The sequence below is a fragment of the Sphingopyxis sp. SE2 genome, assembly GCF_032227185.1.
In the GTDB taxonomy this organism is placed as follows: domain Bacteria; phylum Pseudomonadota; class Alphaproteobacteria; order Sphingomonadales; family Sphingomonadaceae; genus Sphingopyxis.
Genome location: NZ_JAPMXW010000001.1, coordinates 2964117 through 2979708 on the forward strand (window position 1 = coordinate 2964117; position 15592 = coordinate 2979708).

A 15592-nucleotide genomic window follows, 5' to 3' on the forward strand; every position below is an offset into this window, starting at 1 on the left:
TTTCTTCCTTGCTTGGATAGCTTAGAGCGCTTCCGCGCCTGCAATGATTTCGATGAGTTCGGTGGTGATCGCCGCCTGACGCGTGCGGTTGTAAACGATGGTCAGCTTGTTGATCAGCTCGCCCGCATTGCGCGTCGCATTGTCCATCGCGGTCATCGACGCGCCCTGTTCGGAGGCGGCGTTTTCAAGGAGGCCCTTGAAGATCTGGATCGTGACGTTGCGCGGCAGGAGGTCGGCGAGGATCGCTTCCTCGTCGGGCTCATATTCGACCGCGGCGCCGCTCGACGCCGGGACATCGGCGGGCGGCGGAACGGGGATCATCTGCTGCCCGGTCGCGATCTGGAGCAGCGCCGAGCGGAACTTCGAATAGAAGAGATGCGCGACGTCGAACGCGCCGGCTTCGTACATCTCCATGACCTTCGCCGAGATGTCGTGCGCCTGGTCGAAGCCGATGTCGCGGATGCCGGTCGTTTCATACTGCTCGACGATCTGGCCCTGGAACAGGCGAGCGATCACCGGGCGGCCCTTGCGGCCGACGAGGAAGAAGAGGACCTTCTTGCCTTGCGATTGCAGTTCGAGCGCCTTGTCGCGCGCGGCCTTGACGATGTTCGAGTTGAACGCGCCCGCAAGGCCGCGGTCGCTGTTGAGCACGACGAGCAGGTGCGTGTCGCTCTTGCCCGTGCCCGAAAGCAGCTTCGGCGCCGAATCCGACGCGCCGACCTTCGACGCGAGGCTCGCGACGACGCCTTCGAGACGCTCGGCGTAAGGACGCGCGGCTTCGGCGGCCGCCTGCGCCTTGCGCAGCTTCGCGGCGGCGACCATCTTCTTGGCCTTGGTGATCTTCTGGGTCGATTTGACCGAGACGATCCGCCCTTTGAGTTCCTTCAGACTGGCCATAAGTCCCGTCTTTACCCTTTGTTCGTCATCCCGGCGAAGGCCGGGGCCTCATCGTCGAGATCCCGGCTTTCGCCGGGACGACGACGTGAATGGTTACGCGAAAATCTTGGCGAAGGCGTCGAGCGCGGCGACCAGCGCCTTCTTCGTGTCGTCGCCCAGATCCTTGGTGTCGCGGATCGCCTTCAGCACATCGGCGTGATCGCTGCGCAGATAGGCGAGCATCGCCTGTTCGTAACGCGACACGTCGGTCGTCGCGACATTGTCGAGATAGCCGTTGGTGCCCGCGAAGATCGACGCGGTCTGCTCCTCGAACGGCATCGGCTGGAACTGCGGCTGCTTCAGCAGCTGCGTCAGGCGCGCGCCGCGGTTGAGCAGCTTCTGCGTCGACGCGTCGAGGTCCGAACCGAACTGGGCGAAGGCCTCCATTTCGCGATACTGGGCGAGCTCGAGCTTGATCGAGCCCGACACCTTCTTCATCGCCTTGGTCTGCGCGGCCGAGCCGACGCGGCTCACCGACAGGCCGACGTTGATCGCGGGGCGGATACCCGCGTTGAACAGGTTGGTTTCGAGGAAGATCTGGCCGTCGGTAATCGAAATCACGTTGGTCGGAATGTACGCCGACACGTCGCCCGCCTGCGTTTCGATGATCGGCAGCGCGGTGAGCGAGCCTGCGCCATTGTCGCTGTTCATCTTCGCGGCGCGCTCGAGCAGGCGGCTGTGGAGATAGAAAACGTCGCCGGGATAGGCTTCGCGGCCCGGCGGGCGGCGGAGCAGCAGCGACATCTGACGATAGGCGACGGCCTGCTTCGAAAGGTCGTCATAGACGATCACGGCGTGCATGCCGTTGTCGCGGAAAAATTCGCCCATCGTCACGCCGGCATAGGGCGCGAGATACTGGAGCGGCGCGGGTTCCGACGCGGTCGCGGCGACGACGATCGAATATTCCATCGCGCCATTTTCTTCGAGCTGGCGCACGATCTGCGCGACGGTCGAGCGCTTTTGACCGACCGCGACATAGATGCAGTACAGCTTCTTTGACTCATCGTCGCCGGCGTTGACCTGCTTCTGGTTGATGAAGGTGTCGATCGCGACGGCGGTCTTGCCGGTCTGGCGGTCGCCGATGATCAGCTCGCGCTGGCCGCGGCCGACGGGGACGAGCGCGTCGAGCGCCTTGAGGCCGGTCTGGACGGGTTCGTGGACCGAGGTGCGCGGGATGATGCCCGGCGCCTTGACTTCGACGCGCATGCGCTTGTCGGCCTTGATCGGGCCCTTGCCGTCGATCGGGTTGCCGAGGCCATCGACGACGCGGCCGAGCAGGCCCTTGCCGACGGGAACGTCGACGATCGTGCCGGTGCGCTTGACGGTGTCGCCTTCCTTGATCTCCGAGTCCGAGCCGAAGATCACGATGCCGACATTGTCGGCCTCGAGGTTGAGCGCCATGCCCTTCACGCCGTTGGCGAATTCGACCATTTCACCGGCCTGGACATTGTCGAGGCCGTGGACGCGGGCGATGCCGTCGCCGACCGAGAGCACCGAACCGATTTCGCTGACCGTGGCATCGGTCCCGAAATTGGCGATCTGGTCCTTGATGACCTTGCTGATTTCAGCGGCGCGGATTTCCATTATTCAGCCTTTCATCGGGCGTTTTGGCGTAGGGGGCGTTCAGCCCTTCATCGCCTGGGCGAAACTGTTGAGACGGGTACGGATGCTGCCGTCGATCAGCTGGCTGCCCAGCTGGACGACGAGGCCGCCGAGGATGGCGGGATCGACGGTCGCCGCGACGGTGACGTCGCGTCCGACACGGGATTTGAGGTTCGCGGTCAGCTCTTTGAGCTGCGCGGCCGAAAGCGGGTGCGCGCTGGTGACCTGTGCGGTCACTTCGCCGCGGTGGTCGGCGACGATCGCGTCGAACGCGTCGATCATCTTGGGCAGGTCGGCGAGGCGGCGGTTCTCGGCGAGCACGCCGAGGAATTTGGCGGTCAGCGAATCGAGCTTCAGCGACTTGGCGACCGCGGCGATGGCATTGGCGGCGTCGGCGCGGCCGACGACGGGGCTCGCGATCAGGTTCGCAAGGTCGGCCGATTCGGTCACGCCCGTCTTGAGGGTGCCGAGGCTCTTCTGGACGGCGTCGATGGTGTTCGATTCGCGCGCCAGTTCGAACAGCGCGCTGGCATAGCGGCCCGCGAGGCCCGCCGTGATGTTGCCCTGAATGCCGCCGGAATTCTCCACGCGCGAAAGTCCTTTTCTTCGATCCCGAGGGGGATGGCTGCGCGGATTTGCCCGGCATCCGGAAATGCCCCCGCTGCAAAGTCGGGGCGCGCGTAGCAACGATTGTGCCGCAATGCAAGGCGGGGGTTGGGGACTCAAACTGCCATCCCTCTGCCGTTCGCCCTGAGCTTGTCGAAGGGCCGCCCTTCCTTCAAAGGTTGAAGGAAAGAAGAACGGTGCTTCGACGGGCTCAGCACGAACGGACGAGAGGGAAATCGATGGGCGAGATGATCCGGATGACGATGGACGACGGCGCCGAAATCGCGGTCTATCACGCGCAGCCGGTGGGCGAACGCCGCGGCGGGCTGGTGCTGGTGCAGGAGATTTTCGGGGTCACCGATCATATCCGCGAGCTGTGCGACGAATATGCCGCCGACGGCTATGAAGTGCTCTCGCCCGCGCTGTTCGACCGCGAGCATCCGGGGTTCGAGAGCGACTATTCGGGACCGCAGTTCGAGCGCGCGGTCGAACTCGCGCGCAAACTGCATCCGTTCGAGCAGAGCCTGAAGGATGCGCAGACGTGCATCGACGCGCTGAAGGGCAAAGGTCCGGTCTTCATTACCGGCTATTGCTATGGCGGGTCGGTGGCGTGGCGGATGGGGCAGATCAGCCCCGACCTCGCGGCGGCGTCGGCCTATTATGGCGGCCTGGTGCCCACCATGTTCAAGGACGAGGCGCCCGCGTGCGCCGCCATCGCCCATTTCGGCCGCTTCGACGACGGCATCCCCATGGCGGGCGTCGAGGCGCTGACCGCGAAAGATCATCCGACCGCGCAAATCTTCGTCTATGAAGCGGGGCACGGCTTCAATAGCGACCGCCGCAAGGATTATCACGAACCGTCGAGCGAGCTGGCGCGCGAACGCACGCTGATGCTGTTCCGGGCGTGCGCGGGATGAAGCTGGTCTTCATCCACGGCCCCGCGGCGTCGGGAAAGCTGACCGTCGCGCGCGAGCTGGCGGCGCTTACTGGACTGCCGCTGTTCCACAATCACCTCGTCGTCGACGCATTGCTCGCGGTGTTTCCGTTCGGCAGCCCGGCCTTTGTCGAACTGCGCGAGGCGATGTGGATCGACGTGTTTCGCGCCGCCGCCGCCGAGCGGCGGTCGCTGATCTTCACCTTCCACCCCGAGGCGAGCGTCGCGCCCGATTTTCCGGAGCGCGTGGTCGCGCTGGTCGAGGCCGCGGGCGGCGGCGTCGATTTCGTCGCGCTGACCTGCGCGGCCGAAGTCGTCGAGGCGCGGATCGAGGCCGCATCGCGGCGGGCGAGCGGCAAATTGTCGTCGCTGGCGCAGCTGCGCGAACTGGAGGCGGAGGGCGCCTTCGCCTACCCGCCGCTTCCCGCCGCCGTTACGGTCGACACCGGCGTCACCGCACCGGGCGACGCTGCGCAGCATATTCGCGATGCCCTGAACCTGCCCTAGCGCATGAAACTTGCGGCCAATCTGATCGTTTTCGCCGCCGTGCTGCTGATTGTTGCGGCGGCGCTGCTCTATACGCAACAGCGGCGGATGATCTTTCCCGCGCCCGCCGATTATCCGGCCGCGCCGCCGCCGGGGTTCCGGATCGTCCGCACGCAGACCGACGACGGCCTGCGTCTGGCGGCTTTTTATCGCCCGGCGGACGAAGGCAAGACGACGATCCTCTTCTTCCACGGCAACGGCGACAATCTGTCGGGCGCGCTTCAGGCGGTGCGCGGACCCGCGGCGGCGGGGTACGGGCTGATGCTCGTCGAATATCGCGGCTATGGCGGCAACCCCGGCTCGCCCAGCGAAGCAGGCCTCTATCGCGATGGCGCGGCGGCGATGCGCTGGCTGGCGGCGGCGGGCGTCGATCCGGCGGAGGTCGTCGTGGTCGGCAATTCGATCGGGTCGGGCCCTGCAACCGAAATCGCGCTGCGGAACGATGTCGCGGCGCTGGTGCTGGTGTCGGGCCTGTCCAGCCTGCCCGATGTCGTGGCAGAGACGATGCCCGTCGTGCCGCGCGCGCTGGTCCGCGACCGGTTCGACAATGCGGCGAAGCTCGCGTGCGTGCGCGCGCCCGTCTTTCTGATGCACGGCGACGCCGACACGCTGGTAACACCGGCCAACCTGGAGCGACTCAAACGCGCGCGGCCCGATGCGACGGTGGTGCTGGTCGCGGGCGTCGGGCATGAACTGGCCTATACTGTGGCGGCGCAGGCGATCCTTGTCGGTTGGATCAACGGCAATATAGCGGCCCGACCCTAGGGTCCTGACCCTAGATACGGCGCGCCGCGGCCGGATAGGCTTCATTGCGCTCGCGTTTGCCGACCGCGACGACCTGCACCACGATGCGGTCATCGAAGACGCGATAAACCAACCGGTATCCGAACTTACGAAGCTTGATCTTGTAGCAATCGGGCATGTCGTGCAGTCGCGCCGACGGTACGCGCGGATTGCCCAGCCGTTCGCGCAGCTTTTTCGCAAATTGCGTCTGGACTGTCTTGTCGAGCTTTTTCCATTCCTTCTCTGCATCGCGAAGGAAGGTCAGCCTATAGGTCATCAATCGAGACCTCGATTTCTTCCTGCCCTTCGCGCTCGCGCACGATTTCGGCCAGTCGCATGTCATCGAGCGCGTCGAGGATCGCTTCCCACGCCTCGGCGGGGACCAGATAGGCTTCGGGCGTGTTGCGGTTGAGGATCGCGACGGGCGCGCCATCGGCGGCGCGAATGGCGGCCGAAGGATTTTTCTTGAGTTCCGAAATGCTGATGCCGAAGTCGGCGAGAAGCGGCTTCCCCATGACCTGTTAATAGGTCTTTTAACTGGTCACGTCAAGGTGCTGCATCGGCCGCCGCCGCACCGTTCGCCTTCTGACAGCGATAGACGAGCCGTTCGTTGGGGGTGCCGGGAAGCGCGCTGCGGATCGCGTCCTGCTGCGCGGCGAGCCCCGCGAGCGCGTCGGGGTCGGCCGTGCAGCCCTTGAGCGTGACGCCCGCGCGCGTGTCGCGCGCCTTCGCCATCGTCTCGGCGTCGAGCAGATAGCGTTCGACGCGATAGTCGCGCCCCGCCGGATCGATCGACGCGACGGTGACGGTCGCTTCCTCATTGGGGACGAGGATGCGCTGCCAGCGGTCGTCGGGTCCCTTCGTATATTGGGTGCGGCCGTTGACGCAGCCGCCCTTGCCGATGCTGATCGGCACATCGGTCGTCGCCGACACGGTGATGCGGCTGCGGTCGGAGCGGATCGTGCAGAGCAGGCTGCCCTGCGCGAGCTTCGGCGTTTCGGTGGCGGGCGTCTTCGCCGCTTCCTCGGCGATCTCGGCATGCGCGTCGGGACGCGTCGCGAACAGCACCGCCGCGATCAGGATCAGCGCGGCGCCGGCTCCCCCCGCGATCTTCGCGTTGCGCTTATTCTTCTGGCCGTAGAACATCAGCCCGGCGCCCGCCGCGAGCGCGCCGATCACGAACAACACCCCCGCGAGCGCGATGCGATTCTCGCGCGCCGCGAGCGCGTCGTCCTCGGCGCGCGCCTGTTTGAGTTCGCGGTCGAGCTTCGCGGCGGCATTTTTCGCGGCATTGGCCTCGGCATCGGCGCGCGCTTCGGCGTCGATCGCGGCGCGATTCCGCGCGTCGGCCTCGGCCATCGACAGGCAGGGGGTGCCGACGCTGGTATATTGCTGGTCCGCATCGGCGAGGAAGCGCATCAGCTCGCGTCCCGAAATGGCGAAGGCGAAGGGCGAATCGCCATCGTCGGCGCGCGTGATCGCGGTGTTGATGCCCGCGATGCGCCCGCACTGGTCGACGAGCGGCCCGCCCGAATTGCCGCGCGAGATTTTGGCGGTGTGGATCAGCATCGCGACGCCGTCGACCGACTGCAGATTCGACATATTGCCCTCGCTGCGCGTCGGGATGCGCGGGGTGATATAGTCGTTGGCGCTGCGCGCGGTCGCAAGGTCGACATTGCCCGGATAGCCCAGCGCGACGACGTCGGCGCCCGATTCGAGCGGTCCGGTGTAGATGGCGGCGGCGGGCAGCCGCCCCTCGGTGATCTCGACGAGCGCGAGGTCGCGCGCGGTGTCGATCGCGATCAGCTTGCCGGCATAGCTTTTCTGCCCCTCCGACGGGACGACGCCGAGCGCGACATTGCCCGGATAGCGCGCCGCCGATTCGACGACATGCGCGTTGGTGACGATGCGCGTCGGCGAGATCGCGATGCCGCTGCCGTGACCGAAACCGACGACCTCGCCGTCCATCATCGCGACGGTGACGACGCGCACGACGCTGCGCGACGCGGCGCTGATATCGTCGGCGGCGCGGACCGGAAGCGTGAGGGCGAAGAGGGCGAGCAGCAGGATGAGCAGGCGGGTCATGGCGCGCAAAATAGAGCCGCACGCTTTGAACGCAAGCATCGGGACGCGGTGCGGAGCGCGCTGTGGCATTCCTTCTCCGACAGCCGAGAAAGGATGTTTTCGATGACCTATCTGATCGAGGGGCTTTGCCCCGATCGCTTTGCGCCCTTGTTTGCGCTCGACGACGCCGGTCTCGCCGCGATCAACGCGCGGCGTGTGAAAGCGACCGCCGACCGCGGTTTTCCGTGCCGGATCAGCCTCGAGGATGCGAAGGCGGGCGAGACGCTGATCCTGCTCCATCACACCAGCCACGATGTCGCGACGCCCTATCGCAGCGCCTATGCCATCTATGTCCGTTCGGGCGTCGTGGCGGCGCGCTATCGCGACGCAATCCCGCCGGTGTTCGAGGGACGCCCGCTCGCGCTGCGCGCCTTCGATGCCGAGGGGATGCTGCAAACCGCGCGGCTCGCAGGACCGGGCGAGGCCGATGCCGCGATCCGCGACCTGTTCGCCGATGCGGGCATTTCCTATATCGATGCCCATAATGCCGCGCACGGTTGCTTCGCCGCGCGGATCGAAAGGGACGAGTCCCAAAGGAGCGAGAAATGAGCCGCGACCCGATGACCGACGACGAGCGCTGGCAGGCGGTGGAGGCGCGCGACAAGGCGTTCGACGGACGCTTCGTTACCGGCGTGCTCACCACCGGCATCTATTGCCGGCCGAGCTGCGCCGCGCGGCATCCGAACCGCGAAAATGTGCGTTTCTTCGCCGACGGCGCCGCGGCGCGCAGGGCGGGGCTGCGCCCCTGCAAGCGCTGCCTGCCCGACGATGTCGCGCGCGACGAAAGCGCGGTGATCAAGGCGATCGCCGCGATCAAGCAAAGCGAGGAACCGCTCGCGCTCGCCGATCTCGCCGCGCGCACCGGCTATTCGCCGACGCATTTCCAGCGCGTCTTCACCCGCCACACCGGCCTGTCGCCCGCCGCCTATGCCCGCGCACTGCGCGAGGAACGCGCGCGCGCCGCGCTGAGCGAGGGCACAAGGGTGACCGACGCGATCTACGACGCGGGCTTTTCGGGGCCGTCGCGTTTCTACGAGAATATGGAGGGACGCATGGGTATGACGGCTTCGGCGTGGGTGAACGGCGGCAAGGGCGCGACGATCCACTGGGCGGTGGTGCCGACCAGCCTCGGCGACATGCTCGTCGCCGCGACCGACAAGGGCGTGTGCCGTTTGAGCTTCGCCGAAGGACGCGAGGCATTGGAGGAGCGTTTTCCCGCCGCCGATCTGGTCGAGGGCGGCGATGACTTTGCCGCGCTGCTGAGGCAGGTCGTCGACGCGGTCGAGGCGCCGGTGAACGGCTTCGACCATATCCCGATCGACGTGAAGGGCACCGCCTTTCAGGAAGCGGTGTGGCGCGAGCTCAGGAAGATTCCGGCGGGCGAGACGCGCAGCTATTCGGACATCGCCGCCGCGGTCGGCAAGCCAGCAGCAGTCCGCGCGGCAGGCAGTGCCAACGGCGCCAACAATGTGGCGGTGCTGATCCCGTGCCACCGCGTCGTGCGCAGCGACGGGTCATTGGGCGGCTATGCCTATGGCCTGCCGATCAAGGACGAACTGCTCAGGCGCGAGGGCGCGTCCGGGCAGCCGCGCCTCGACGAATTTTGACGGAGGCGGCCATGGACAGCAAGGAGGCCGCACTCGCCGTCTGGCGCGCGTTCGCCACGCGCGACGCCGAACGGATTCGCGCCGTCCTGACCGACGACGCCGAATGGCGCGCGCCGGCGCGCAATGCCACGGCGGTCGCGCTCGGCGTGAGCGATCATATGGTCGGCGCCGATGCGATCGTGCGATTCATCCTCGATGATTATCCGCGGCTTTTCAGCGGCGGGATGCGGATCGCGCCGATTTCGCTCACCGCCGAGGACGAGCGTGTCGTGTTCGAGCAGCGCCAGAGCGCCACGCTTGCCAACGGGCGCGACTATGCGCTCGACTATGTTTTCATTTTTGAAATGCAGGGCGGGCGGGTCCGGCGTATTCGCGAATATATGGATACGAAAAATGGCTATGATCAGGTTTTCGGCCCCATGCCCGCCGCCCGGATCGTCTGACTCACGCGGTATCGACAATGACGGAGTTTCCCATGACCGACAAGATTGCTGAATTTCGCGCACTGCACGTCCCCGGCGACCCGCTGATCCTCGTCAACATCTGGGATGCGGGGAGTGCGAAGGCGGTGGCGGGCGCCGGCGCGAAGGCGATCGCGACGGGCAGCTTCGGCGTCGCGGGCGCGCAGGGCCGCGCCGACGGCGAGGATTTCCCGATCGAGGATGTGTTCGAAAATCTGGGCCGCATCCTCGCGGTCACCGACTTGCCGGTCACGATCGACATGGAATCGGGCTATGGCGCCGATCCGTCGGCGGTCGGCGTCTCGGTCGGCCGCGCGAAAGCGGCGGGCGCGGCGGGAATCAATATGGAGGACCGGCTGCCCGGGGCTGACGATCTGCTTCCCGTCGCCGAAGCGGTGGCGCGCTACCGCGCGGCGGCGGACACCGGCATCTTCGTCAACGCGCGCTGCGACACGTTTCGCGGCGCCGATGCGGCGAAGGACGGCGACGCGCTCGTCGCCGCGACGCTCGAACGCGCGCGCGCCTATGCCGATGCGGGGGCGGGCTCGCTGTTCGTGCCCTTCCTGCTCGATCCCAAATATATCGGCGCGATCTGCGACGCGTCGCCGCTGCCGGTCAACATCCTGCGCGGCAAGGGCGGGCCGACGCACAAGGAACTCGCCGCGCTCGGCGTTGCGCGGATCAGCCACGGGCACCAGCCCTGGGCGGCGGCGATGGCGTGGCTCGCGGCGCAGGCCACGCAAGTGCTGGGCGGCGCCGAACCCGATTATTGAACTTTGGCGCCGGTCGTCGCGGACAGGTCGGCGGTGCCCTTTTCGGCATCGTCGCTCCTTTTGCGCATCGTTTCGATCTGCGCCAGAATCTGTTCGCCCTGTCCCCCGTCGTGCGGATCAAACGCCACCACCTTTGCAAGGCGGGCCGCTCGTTCGAAATCGCCGTTCCGGGCAAGGGCAAAGGCATAGGCGATGCGCGCGCTGGCACTTTCGGGGCCGAGCGCAAAGGCGCGCTCGAGCCCGGTGACCGCAATCTTCGGCGGCATGATTCCTTGCTGCAGGAAGCTTTCATGATAGGCGTAGAGCGGCACAGGATCGTCGGGATCGGTGCGGTTCGCCAATATGATCGGCTTTCGCGCCGCGGCCCAATCCTCGGTCGAGGGATCGTCTTTCTTGCCCAAGTCGTGGATCAGCATTTCGCCCAATAATATATTGGCGCGGACATGTTTCGGCTCGATCGCCAGCGCCTTGACGACTGCGGCCCGCGCCGCCGCGGCCTCGCGCTTCTCGTCGCCCAGATCCCATTCGGCGCGGGCCAGTTCATACCAGACGTTGGCGCTGTTGCCATATTCGGCGGTAAGCGCCTTCAAGCCGTCACGCACCTCTGCCAACCGTTCGCTATCGCGTGCGCTCCGCCGCTCGAGCTGCCACTGCACCAACGCATCCTCGGCATGAGGTAGCGGCGTTACCGTGATCGTTCCGGGAACCGGGATGGGGGCGGCCGATGTCATGTAAGCGAGCGACCGCCCGAGATAGCGCTGGAGATCGCGATCGAGCACGGCAAGGTCGCCGAAGGCCGCGACCGCCGCTTTTTCGCCTTCTTCGCCGCGATTGATCGCTTCGATATAAGCGGTGAGCTGCCCGGCGCGGTCGGGGTCATAATATAGCATGTGGGTAAGGAGCCAGGCGCGGCCGTAATAGACGTCCATCTGGCCGGAAGAGCGCATTTCGCGCGGTTGCTTCAGCAGCAGATCCTCCACCGGGATGCGGGGCATGTTGACCAGCCCGTGTGCACGGAAATAGGCGGGACGGCCGACCTGATAGTGACCCTTGCTCGTGAAATCGGCGGTCGAGTAGAATTCGGCGAACCCCTCGATGAACCAGGCGGGAAAGGCGGCGCCGAAATAGCGTTTCATGAAGTGATGCGTATATTCGTGGAACAGCGTTTGCTGCGACGCGGACGTGCCTTTGAACTTGACGATCTCGCGATTTGAAACGGCATAGCTGCCGTCGAGGTCGGCGCTGTAAAATCCCGCAATCGACGATCCGGACTTGCCCGTTGCCAGTCTCCCCGCGTCTGCCGCGCGGGGCACCAGATAGATGGTTAGCCGGTTGGGCTCTTTCCCGCCCGCCACCCGGAGTCGCAGGCGTAAAGTGGCATCGAAACGCTGCAGATCTTCCGCAAAGCTGTGCAGCGATCGTTCGCTGCCTTCGCTGTAGATGATGAAATTGTCGGTGTCGGCGCGCAGCCACTTGGCCTCTGCGCCCGTGGCCATCATGGCTGCGATCAGCGCCGCGGCGATTGTCGCTTTCCGCATAATCCCGTCCCCCCGGACTTTTTATGATCCCCGACAGGGGTTTTGGCGCGGCGCAGAGGCTATGTAAATAGCGGCGATCAGACGAAACTATAGGGATCGATGTCGATCGCGAGTCGCGCCTTGGCGGGCCAGTCGATGCGGCCCACCCAGTCGCGGATCGTCCCCTGCAGGTCGAAACTGCGCGGCGCGTGGAGCAGCAGGCGGAACCGGTGGCGGCCGCGCAGCATCGCGAGCGGCGCGGGGGCGGGACCATAGATGGCGAGTCCCTCGGCGACGGGCGCCTTGTCGCCCAGCCGTTTGGCGACGCCGCGCGCGACCTCGACGTCTTCGGACGAAATGACGAGCGCGGCGAAGCGGCCATAGGGCGGCGCGCCGGCGAATTTGCGCGCCGCGGCCTCAGCCGAATAAAAGCCGTCGCGGTCGTTCGCGACAAGCGCCGCCATGACGGGCGCGTCGGGCACGCGCGTCTGGATCAGCACTTCGCCGGGCTTCACCCCGCGCCCCGCGCGCCCCGCGACCTGCGCGATCTGCTGAAAGGTGCGCTCCGACGCACGCAAATCGCCGCCGTCGAGCCCGAGGTCGGCGTCGACGACGCCGACGAGCGTCAGGTTCGGGAAATGATAGCCCTTGGTGACGAGCTGGGTACCGATGATGATGTCGACCAGCCCGCCCTCGACATTGTCGACGAACTCGGCCGCCTTCGCGGGCGACCACAAGGTGTCGCTGGTGACGATGGCGGTTCTGGCTTCGGGGAAGCGCAGCGCGACCTCGTCGGCGACGCGCTCGACGCCGGGGCCGCAGGCGACGAGGCTGTCCTCATCCTCGCATTCGGGGCAGAGCCGCGGCGGCGGCATGACATGGCCGCAATGGTGGCAGGCGAGGCGGTGGACGAGCCGGTGCTCGACCATCCACGCGGTGCAGTTCGGGCACTGGATGCGGTGGCCGCAGGTGCGGCAGAGCGTCAGCGGCGCGAAGCCGCGGCGGTTCAGAAAGAGCAGGCTCTGTTCGCCCTTTTGAAGCCGGTCGGCGAGCGCGCCGACGAGCGGCGGGGCGAGCCAGCGGCCGCGGTCGGGCGGGTCCTGCCGCATGTCGATCGCCGAAAGGTCGGGCAAGGTCGCGCCGCCGAAGCGCGCGGGGAGCTTGATGTGGCGGTAGCGCCCGGCCTCGACCATCGCGAGGCTTTCGAGTGCGGGGGTCGCGCTCGCGAGCACCACCGGCAGCCCCTCGAAATGTCCGCGCATCACCGCGACGTCGCGCGCGTGATAATGGACGCCGTCCTCCTGTTTGAAGCTCGTTTCATGCGCTTCGTCGACGACGATCACGCCGAGATTGGCGTAAGGGAGGAACAGCGCCGAGCGCGCGCCGACGACGATCTTCGCCTCGCCCGCCGCGATGCTGTGCCACGCGCGGCGGCGCTCGGTCGATCGCAGCCCGCTGTGCCATGCGACGGGCTCGCAGCCGAAGCGCGCGGCGAAGCGCGTCAGCATCGGTTCGGTGAGCGCGATTTCGGGGAGGAGGACCAGCGCCTGCCTGCCCGCATCGATCGCGGCGGCGATCGCCTCCATATAGACTTCGGTCTTGCCCGACCCGGTGACCCCGTCGAGCAGCAGCGTTTCGAACTTCGCGGCGGCGACCGCGTCGCGAAGCTGCCCTGCGGCAGCGGTCTGCTCGTCCGAAAGGTCGGGCGGCGCGAAGCCGGGATCGGGTTCGGGATAGGGCGCGTCGGCCGACACCGCGACGGCTTCAAGCGCGCCGGTATTGACCAGCCCGCGGATCACCGCTTCGCTCACCTCGGCGAGCGCCGCGAGTTCGCGCACCAGCCCTTGCCGGCTGCCGATCTTTTCGAGTGCGACGGTGCGTTGCGGCGTCATCCGCGCGGGCAGCTCGCCGGTCGCGCGATATTCGACGATCGGGCGGCGCGCGTCGGCGAAGGCGGCGCCGGGCAGCACCATGCGCAGCACCGCGCCCGGGGGGCTGAGATAATAATCGCTCGTCCATTCGATCAGGCGGCGGAGCGGTGCCGCGATCGGTGGCACAGGCACGATCTCGTATAGATTGCGCAGGCGATTGTCGCCGACCGGCTCGGGCGCGCCGAAACTCTCATCCTCCCACACCACGCCGCCTATCCGCCGCGGCCCGAGCGGCGCGACGACGACGCTGCCGAGCGGCGCCTCGCTTCCCTGCGGGACGCGATAATCGAGCGGGCCGAGGGCGGCGGTCAAAAGGAGGACGCGGGCGCGAGAGCGATTATATTCCATGGGGTCGGGCAGGATATAGGGTCGCAGGTAAAATAGGAAAGCGCTGAGGGCGACCAGCGAAGGAGACGGCGCTTCCGCGCCCGCCTCCGCTCAAAGCCGCTGGCGCATCCCCTTCAACAGTTCGCGCCAATATTCCCCCAGCCGCCGCTGGAACAGCATCAGCTCGAACCCGTGCCGCGCGACGTGGCTTTGCGGGATCGTCTCCCAGCCGCGATGCTCGACGGTCACGCGCGTCTCGGCGCCGACCGCCTCGAAGCGCACATCGACCTCGGTCGCCTGATCGTCGCGGAAACTCGGCAGGCGCCAGGCGAATGCCAGCCGTTCGCCCGGCAGCCAGTGGCGGACCGCGCCGATTTCCCATTCTTCGCCATCGTCGAAGCGCGTGACGAGCCGTCCGTCCGGCCCCGCCGGATCGAAGCGCAGCGCGCCGTCGCCCTGCCGCGACAGCTGGAACAAAGGATGGCTCCGCCACCATTTGCCGATGTCGCGCGTAAAAGCCGTGAACGCCGCTTGCGGAGTCGCCGCGACGCGCAGCGCGACGATCACCGCCGCCCCGCTCATGGACCGCCCTCGACATGCGCCTTGAACGCCGCGAGCTGGTGCGACCACAGCGCCTCGGTCTCGGCGAGCCATTGCTTGAGCTCGGTCGTCGCGCCGTCCTTCAATCGATAGATGCGCACACGCGCGTCGAAGGTGGGATGCCCGTCCTCAACCAGCCCGCCTTCCTTCAGCGCGCGCAAATGCCGGCTCATCGCGGGCGGCGCGAGGCCGAGTTCGCCCGCCAGTTCGCCCGCGCTGCGCGGCCGTTCGCCGAGCAGTGCGATCGCGCGCCGCCGCGTGGGATCGGCGAGCGCGCCCAGCATCCGGTCGAGCGCCGCGCTCAATCGTCGAGCCGCGTCTTGGTCGTGAAGCCGCCCGCCGCGTCCCACTCGGCGGCGCTCTTCTCCTCGACCGTGACGCCAAAGGTCCAGATATGCCCCTCGGGATCCTTCGCGCGGTAGGTGCGGTCGCCATAGAATTGCGTTTCCGGTTCGGCGATGATGTCCGCCCCCGCCGCGCGCGCCTTTTCGCAATGCGCGTCGATATCGTCGCCTTGGCCCAGCTGGACGTGCACCGTCTGGGTGTTCTTGCCGCCGAGATTCGCGGGGCTGCGATGGTCATCGGACCATTCATTGCCGATCATGATCGACGAATTTCCATATTCCATCTCGCTGTGCGCGAGATTGCCCTGATCGTCGAGCAGCACGAAGGCCGGCTCGAACCCGAACGCGTCCTCCAGCCAGCGGAACGCCGCCTTCGCATCCTTGTAGCAGACGGCGCTCGCAAGCCCCTTGGGTCGCGGTTGATCGGCCATGTCGTGTCTCCCGAGTCGCTATTTGATTTCTCATTCATAGAATATTTTCACAAAAATGAAAATACTCGCC

General features: G+C 66.6%; 18 protein-coding genes. 7 read left to right on the top strand and 11 right to left on the bottom strand.

The features are described 5' to 3' along the window. Positions 1–21 precede the first annotated feature (21 nt). The 3 genes from OVY29_RS14190 to OVY29_RS14200 all read right to left on the bottom strand — a co-directional run bounded on the left by OVY29_RS14190 (position 22) and on the right by OVY29_RS14200 (position 3126). A complete protein-coding gene (locus OVY29_RS14190; RefSeq protein WP_037556903.1) occupies positions 22–897 on the bottom strand; it encodes a F0F1 ATP synthase subunit gamma in 876 nt (291 codons plus the stop codon). Positions 898–990: 93 nt separating this feature from the next. Then, entirely contained in the window at positions 991–2520 is a 1530-nt protein-coding gene (gene atpA, locus OVY29_RS14195; protein ID WP_037556901.1) for a F0F1 ATP synthase subunit alpha, read from the bottom strand. A gap of 39 nt (positions 2521–2559) precedes the next feature. Then, positions 2560–3126: a F0F1 ATP synthase subunit delta gene (locus OVY29_RS14200; protein ID WP_037556900.1), complete on the bottom strand. Its 567-nt coding sequence runs from the start codon at positions 3124–3126 to the stop codon at positions 2560–2562. 257 nt (positions 3127–3383) lie between these two features. On the opposite strand from OVY29_RS14200, the gene OVY29_RS14205 reads away from it, so the two are divergent. The 3 genes from OVY29_RS14205 to OVY29_RS14215 are packed head-to-tail and all read left to right on the top strand — an operon-like array spanning position 3384 to position 5389. After that, positions 3384–4061, top strand: coding sequence for a dienelactone hydrolase family protein (locus tag OVY29_RS14205; RefSeq protein WP_037556899.1), 678 nt, complete (start codon positions 3384–3386; stop codon positions 4059–4061). Then, entirely contained in the window at positions 4058–4585 is a 528-nt protein-coding gene (locus tag OVY29_RS14210) for an AAA family ATPase (RefSeq protein WP_037556898.1), read from the top strand. The genes OVY29_RS14205 and OVY29_RS14210 overlap by 4 nt, the downstream gene beginning before the upstream one ends. Before the next feature lie 3 nt (positions 4586–4588). Continuing rightward, entirely contained in the window at positions 4589–5389 is an 801-nt protein-coding gene (locus OVY29_RS14215; protein WP_052182406.1) for an alpha/beta hydrolase, read from the top strand. A 10-nt stretch (positions 5390–5399) separates the two neighbouring features. Here OVY29_RS14215 and OVY29_RS14220 read toward each other — a convergent pair whose 3' ends face one another. The 3 genes from OVY29_RS14220 to OVY29_RS14230 are packed head-to-tail and all read right to left on the bottom strand — an operon-like array spanning position 5400 to position 7492. After that, positions 5400–5684, bottom strand: a complete 285-nt coding sequence (locus OVY29_RS14220) for a type II toxin-antitoxin system RelE family toxin (RefSeq protein WP_037556897.1) — start codon at positions 5682–5684, stop codon at positions 5400–5402. Then, positions 5674–5922 (bottom strand): type II toxin-antitoxin system Phd/YefM family antitoxin, encoded by a 249-nt coding sequence (locus OVY29_RS14225; RefSeq protein WP_037556896.1) that lies wholly within the window; start codon positions 5920–5922, stop codon positions 5674–5676. Before OVY29_RS14225 ends, OVY29_RS14220 begins: the two co-directional genes overlap by 11 nt. 31 nt (positions 5923–5953) lie before the next feature. Beyond that, on the bottom strand, positions 5954–7492 hold the full coding sequence (locus tag OVY29_RS14230; protein WP_037556908.1) for a S1C family serine protease: 1539 nt from the start codon (positions 7490–7492) through the stop codon (positions 5954–5956). A 102-nt stretch (positions 7493–7594) separates the two neighbouring features. Here OVY29_RS14230 and OVY29_RS14235 point away from each other — a divergent pair, with 102 nt between their 5' ends. The 4 genes from OVY29_RS14235 to OVY29_RS14250 are packed head-to-tail and all read left to right on the top strand — an operon-like array spanning position 7595 to position 10372. Then, positions 7595–8080, top strand: coding sequence for a DUF1203 domain-containing protein (locus OVY29_RS14235; RefSeq protein WP_037556907.1), 486 nt, complete (start codon positions 7595–7597; stop codon positions 8078–8080). Further along, complete coding sequence (ada, locus tag OVY29_RS14240) at positions 8077–9138, top strand: bifunctional DNA-binding transcriptional regulator/O6-methylguanine-DNA methyltransferase Ada (protein WP_152567667.1); 1062 nt, start codon at positions 8077–8079, stop codon at positions 9136–9138. Before OVY29_RS14235 ends, ada begins: the two co-directional genes overlap by 4 nt. 11 nt (positions 9139–9149) lie before the next feature. Then, positions 9150–9581 (top strand): nuclear transport factor 2 family protein, encoded by a 432-nt coding sequence (locus OVY29_RS14245; RefSeq protein WP_037556894.1) that lies wholly within the window; start codon positions 9150–9152, stop codon positions 9579–9581. Positions 9582–9613: 32 nt separating this feature from the next. Beyond that, entirely contained in the window at positions 9614–10372 is a 759-nt protein-coding gene (locus OVY29_RS14250) for an isocitrate lyase/phosphoenolpyruvate mutase family protein (RefSeq protein WP_037556892.1), read from the top strand. On the opposite strand, the gene OVY29_RS14255 is transcribed toward OVY29_RS14250, so the two are convergent. From OVY29_RS14255 to OVY29_RS14275, 5 genes are all read right to left on the bottom strand, one after another. After that, complete coding sequence (locus OVY29_RS14255; protein WP_313911597.1) at positions 10366–11910, bottom strand: hypothetical protein; 1545 nt, start codon at positions 11908–11910, stop codon at positions 10366–10368. The genes OVY29_RS14250 and OVY29_RS14255 overlap by 7 nt on opposite strands. Before the next feature lie 77 nt (positions 11911–11987). Then, the gene (locus OVY29_RS14260; RefSeq protein ID WP_037556890.1) at positions 11988–14168 is read right to left on the bottom strand and encodes a primosomal protein N'; all 2181 of its coding nucleotides are present in this window, start codon (positions 14166–14168) and stop codon (positions 11988–11990) included. A gap of 90 nt (positions 14169–14258) precedes the next feature. Then, complete coding sequence (locus OVY29_RS14265) at positions 14259–14729, bottom strand: SRPBCC domain-containing protein (protein ID WP_037556889.1); 471 nt, start codon at positions 14727–14729, stop codon at positions 14259–14261. Further along, a complete protein-coding gene (locus OVY29_RS14270) occupies positions 14726–15052 on the bottom strand; it encodes an ArsR/SmtB family transcription factor (protein WP_037556887.1) in 327 nt (108 codons plus the stop codon). The genes OVY29_RS14265 and OVY29_RS14270 overlap by 4 nt, the downstream gene beginning before the upstream one ends. Then, positions 15049–15522, bottom strand: coding sequence for a VOC family protein (locus tag OVY29_RS14275; RefSeq protein WP_037556886.1), 474 nt, complete (start codon positions 15520–15522; stop codon positions 15049–15051). Before OVY29_RS14275 ends, OVY29_RS14270 begins: the two co-directional genes overlap by 4 nt. Positions 15523–15592: the final 70 nt, after the last annotated feature.